The following is a 2,504-nucleotide window of genomic DNA, read 5'->3' as shown; positions in this document are numbered from 1 at the left end:
ACCGCCGCGCCGCGGGCCGCGGTCGCAACGCCGATGCTGATGGTCAGGCGCAGCTGGCGGCCGCCGTCGAGCGCGAACGCCTCGGCGGCGACGCGCTGGCGTATGGCTTCGGCCGTGCGCCGCGCGCCGAGCTCGTCGGTGTCGGGCAGCAGCACCACGAATTCCTCGCCGCCGAAACGCGCGACCGCGCCGCCGTCGCCGGCGCAGCGCTGCAGGATCGCGGCGGTGCCGCGCAGGCAGTCGTCGCCGGTCAGGTGTCCGTGGTCGTCGTTGACGCGCTTGAAATGATCCAGATCGGCGATCAGCAGCGAATACGGCCGCGCGTGCTCGATGCATTCGGCGAGCTGCGGCGCGAAGACCTGGTCGAAGTAGCGGCGGTTGAATACGCCGGTCAGGCCGTCGCGCGCGCTGTGCTCGCGCAGGCGCGCATGCGCCTCGCCGAGCTGCTGCAGCGCACTGCTCAGGGCTTCGGTGCGCTCGGCGACGCGCTGCTCCAGGCGCTCGTTGGCCTCCACGACGATGCGGTCGTTCTCGTCGCGCAGCGCGGCCCAGCGGTAGGCCAGCGCGAAGGACAGGAAGATCATTTCCGCGGCCGAGCCGATCTGCATGCCGTATTCCGTCGCGAACGTCTTCGGCAGCAGGCCGAACGACACCGCCGCATAGCTCAGGGTGCCGGCCAGCAGCATGGCCCAGGCGACGAGGAACAGCAGTGCCGGCCGGAAGCCGCGCCGCGCGACCGCGACCGCGGCGAAGATGATCGCGGCCACGCCCGGGAAGACGAGCGCCGTGCCGATCAGCACGGCCGTGCGGTAGGCCAGGAACGGCGCAGCCAGCAGCATCAGCAGATGCACGCCGATCAGCGCCAGCAGCAGGCGGCCGGCCAGCGGCGAGCGGCGCGGCAGTTCGAGAAAGTCGCGCGCGAACAGGTGCATCGCGAGCAACGCGAAGGCCATCGACATCGGCACGGCCGCATTGGCGAGCCGCGGCGAATCCGGCCAGAAATATTCGAACGCGAAGCCGTTGAGGCACAGCAGCACGAGGCCGAAGCCGGCGACGTGCAGGCTGTAGAGCAGGTGCGAGCGGTCGCGCAGCGATGCGAACAGGATCAGGTTGTAGAACAGCAGCGCGAGCAGGATGCCGTAGTACACGCCCATGCCGAGCTGCGCGTCGCGCGCGAGCCCGATGAACGCGCTCGGCGCGTACAGGGTCAGCGGCACCTGCATCGAGCTGCGGCTCTGCACGCGCAGCAGCAGGTCCAGCGGCCGGCCCGGCGCCAGGTCCAGCCAGAAATTCGGCTGGCGATAGCTGACCGCCCGCTGCGCGAACGGACGCAGGTCGCCGGAGGCGGCGTGCTCGATCCGCCCGTCGGCATCGCGCACGTAGAGGTCGACCTCGTCGAGCAGCGCGTATTCGAGCACGAGCAGCCAGCGCGTGTCGGCCGCACCGGCGTTGGCCAGGCGCAGATGGAACCAGTAGGCGCCGTCGACGAAGCCGAACGTCGCGCGGCCGGCCGGCAGGGCGGCGAAGCGGCCGGCGTCGGCCGCGGCGAACATCTCGGCCATCGTCGCTGTCGCGGCGGCGTCGACGGCGTACGTCGTCGCGCCGGCCAAGGTCGCCTGGGTCTGGCCCGCGCGCAGTTCGAGCGCCGGCAGCGTTCCGGCCACGGCCGCGCGTCCCGTCAGCAGGCTGCAGCACAGCAACAGGCCCAGCAGTAGACGCACCACGCGTAGCCCCCGTTCGGCCGCACTCGACGGACTCATGCAGGATCATGGCCGGCCCCGCCTTCGATCAACGCACGAGGGCAGAGTTGCCGAACGTTCCCGCAGGCCCGTTCCCGCGTCCACGTTCGCGCAACGCGCCGCGATCCGCCAGTCGCGGCATGAGCGCCGACGCTAGTCGCTTGATTTGCCGGGCTCCGCGTCGGTCTTCGTCGAGCCGGCACGCCGCCATCGCGGCGCGCCGGGCACGCTGCCGCGCGCTGCAAAGAATTGTGTCTTGGACGGGAATGGGGAATGGGGAATGCGCGCGGACTTCCGGGGTGCCGACTGCTTCCGCGATTTCCCATTCCCGATTCCCGGCCATTTACACCACCCGCCGGCCTGCGCTACAGTCCATCGCACTGTACTAACGCGTTATTACATTGAATCATGAAGCGACGCTTTCTCGAGCCTGAAGACACGCCGGTTCCGCCGGAGGAGAGTCTCTGCCGCGCGCTGCTGTCGCTGGACACGCCGGCGGAGATGCGCGCCTTCCTGCGCGACCTCTGCACGCCGGCCGAACTCGAGGCGCTCGTCGACCGCTGGCGCGTCGTGCCGTATCTGCTGGCCGGCTACGCCTACCGCGAAATCCACGACCGCACGTCGGTCAGCGTCACGACCATAGGCCGCGTCGCGCGCTTCCTGCAGCAGGGCAACGGCGGTTATCTCGCCGTCGTCGCGCACGAGGCGCTGCCGCCGCTGCCCAAGCCTGCGCGGCGCCGCGCGGGCACCGCGCCGGCCGCCGGC

2 protein-coding genes are annotated in these 2,504 nt (G+C 70.8%); one reads left to right on the top strand and one right to left on the bottom strand.

Annotated features, from left to right (window positions below; genetic code table 11):
- Positions 1–1,724 (bottom strand): sensor domain-containing diguanylate cyclase (locus tag NON22_RS23035; protein WP_257389326.1); only part of this gene is annotated, 1,724 nt, incomplete at its 3' end.
- Positions 1,725–2,147: 423 nt separating this feature from the next.
- On the opposite strand from NON22_RS23035, the gene NON22_RS23030 reads away from it, so the two are divergent.
- Positions 2,148–2,504, top strand: a 357-nt coding sequence (locus NON22_RS23030) for a YerC/YecD family TrpR-related protein (protein ID WP_257389325.1), incomplete at its 3' end; no start/stop codon positions are given.

This window comes from Tahibacter caeni (genome assembly GCF_024609805.1).
Classification (GTDB): Bacteria; Pseudomonadota; Gammaproteobacteria; order Xanthomonadales; family Rhodanobacteraceae; genus Tahibacter; species Tahibacter caeni.
The sequence above is the reverse complement of the archived record's forward strand: the minus strand, read 5'-3'. Positions and strand labels throughout refer to the sequence as shown.